The 2866-nt window shown below is 60.0% G+C and carries 1 protein-coding gene; it reads right to left on the reverse strand.

Annotation, left to right across the window (positions count from 1 at the left end; genetic code table 11):
- Positions 1–372 precede the first annotated feature (372 nt).
- Positions 373–816 carry a hypothetical protein gene (locus ABT070_RS46080; RefSeq protein WP_351769339.1) on the reverse strand — a complete coding sequence of 148 codons (444 nt, stop codon included), beginning with the start codon at positions 814–816 and terminating at the stop codon, positions 373–375.
- Positions 817–2866: the final 2050 nt, after the last annotated feature.

Consider the following 2866-nt stretch of genomic DNA (forward strand, 5'->3'; position numbering starts at 1 on the left):
GCGCTGATGAGCCTGGACCCGACCGGGAAGGGCCGCAGGCGGTGGACCATGCGCTGGAAAGCACCCCTCAACGCGTTCCAGATCGCCTTCGAGGGCCGCCTGACCCCGAGCAACAACTGACCATCAACAACCAAGATCAGCCGTTAAATTGACACACCCGAAGATGACCAAGCCCTACTATCCTCGGGCCGATCCGGGCGTTATATCGGCATCTCCGACCGTCACGCCGCGCATCCGGCCGACGCCCGGCTCGTCCACCTAGGTTATGCGGGCACCGGTCGGCCATCGAAATACACTATCCCAATCGCGCGCGGACTATGAAGGACTTGGTCGAACGTTAGGATGGGCGTGTCAAAAATTTAGATAACCGGTTCAACTCTGTGATTGCCGTCGAGAAGGACCGCTGGTTCCCGGCAGAGGCGAGCTTCCATAGTTGTTGTGTACTGGCGTTCTATTTACTGCGCTCGAAGCGTCCGACTTAACGTCTGCGGCCTGCACGGCCGCAGCCAGATGGACTTGTTGCACAAGACGCCATCTCGACCGCCTATCCCCGCCTCGCTGACGGTCCGCCAATGCAGAAAGCGTGTCTGACCAATTCTTACTCAGCGGTGCACTCGACATCTGCCCATAGCGCGCTTTTTTGTGATCCTCGAGCCTTTTCAGCACCTGCTGCTGGATCCCTTGTGAATTTGCCACATATTGACCATGTCCATGCTCATTCAGATAGTCAGCCAGCAACTCCCACCCTTTCGGATCGGCAGCAACGATACCCCGAAGCGTATTACCCCGTTCTGCTGAGCAGAACGGCATACTCATCCATGAAAGCCTACTGTCGGCGACTGGCGTCGACGCATGGGGCGCTCCGGCGGGTGCACTCGGCTGACTAGACGGCTCGCGGGTCAAGAGTATTTTAAAGATTTCTGCCGCTTCTTTAACTCGCGGACTATTGATTGCATCGTGTAATACAAGGCCAGCCAAGTACGTGTTGATAGTCTTACGCGTGGGCGGTTTATTTGCGTTTTCCATGTTCTGCATTGGAGATTCTCCCGTAGGGGCGAAGGTAGGACGTGTCCACTTTATGTGAGGTGACACGGTGTCAGGCGCGTGCCCGACCAAAGGTGCATGCACACCGGGTGCCCAAGCGGCGAAGGCGTCGATGGTCTCATCGATCCAGGCGGTAGCAACCGAAACACTGGAGCCTGCTGGGAGTTCGGGCAGCGTCTCGTTGTTGCGTGTGTGCACTGGCGCAAGCGAAGCTCGCTGAAAGCAGCCCAATTTGCGTCAGCACGAGCAGCGTTCATACCTTGGGGCATTGATGAGTCATGAGGCATACTCAACAAGTTCATGGAGTTCGTCGAGCACAGCTCGATACGGGGCCAAGCGAGGCTCCTGGGACGACGCGTGAGTGTGCAGAGAACACCACCGCTCGACCAGTAGCCTCATCTCCTCGCCCCTCACCTAAACTTCCACCCAACAGAGACGGAGTGAAAGGGGTTCAGTGAACTGACTAGCTTTTGGGGTGCGACGCGTCGTAGTTGAGATCGCTGCATCGTGGCGAACTGATCGCACCTGTCCAATTGGGATTGCATTCGACATTGATACTGCTTTGATTGTGCGTGATGCACGCTTCGGGCTTCCGTGTACTGCTGGCGTCAAAGACTGCGCAAGGTCTCCACTGGGTGGCGTCATGACTTGTTCTACGCAAAAGCTACGTGCAAGGTTCAGCGATGGATTTTCCTAGTCCGGTTCGCTGTGTGTCATGGCTCGCCCAAGTGAACCGCCCCAGGTTTGATCGAGACATCGGAGACCCGGAAGAATGCCGATCATAGCTGCTCCACGCAAGTATCCCGACGAGCTGAACGCGCGACCCGGCTGGCGGTCGAGGCCGCAAGAACCTGGCCGACCGGGCCGGGGCGATCAAGCGCATCGCCGACCGGTTGAGGCCTGCACCCTGAGGCTCTGCGGGGATGGGTCAAGCGGGCCGAGGCCGACGGGGCATCGGGTGCCCAGGACCAACAGCGCCGGAAGAACGCGATATTGAAAACCGCTTCGACTTTCTTTGCCGCAAGGCTGGACCGTCCCCTGCGATGAAGGTCGCCTATACCGACCAGTGCATGGACTCGGTCGGCGTCCAGCCGATCGGCGACGTCTCGCCGAGGGCTGACGCGCCCATTGTGCCGAGCACCTATTGCGCCGTCCGCCAACGGCCCGCGGCCGCCGCGACGAGGAGCAGACCGAGAAGGCCGACTCCACACCGACAACTACGGTGTCTTTAGCCTGCTCCGCCCTGCGACCTGACCCGCTTGGTCCCTGCCCCTGGTGCCGCCTGCCGGAGACCTCGCAGGGGAAGGGACCAAGGGAGCGAACTGGACATCTCGCGAGAACGTTGGAGTCTTCCTTGTCGACGCATGAACCCATACCGCCTTCCATACGTTGCATTCGGCAGAGCGCCACACCTGCACAGTGCAGGACGATATTAGCGTGATAGAGAATAGAAGAATTTTATGTCTACCCCTGAAGAAATTACACAGCAGCGTGGGGGACACCGTCCGCCGCGAAGCGCTGCAACCCGCGAAGCACAAAGCGCGGCACTTAGGGAGTGGCACGCCAGCAGGCCGGCTGAGGAGCGTAGTGCGATCGCCGAGCGGGCGAACGCCAGCAGGTCCGCTGAGGAGCGCAGCGCGATTACCAAGCGAGGGCACGCCAGTAGGCCGCCTGGGGCTACCAGCGCTGCCGCCAAGGCGTGGCATGCCACCCGGCCGCCTGGGGCGGCCAGTGAGGCTGCGTTGCGGGGGCATGAGAATAGGAAGAAGCGCTTGGCTGCTCAGGCTGCTGCGCAGGATGCGTCTCATTCTCCTGGGCCTTC

Source organism: Streptomyces sp. NPDC002884, assembly GCF_040295245.1.
Taxonomy (GTDB): Bacteria; Actinomycetota; Actinomycetes; order Streptomycetales; family Streptomycetaceae; genus Streptomyces.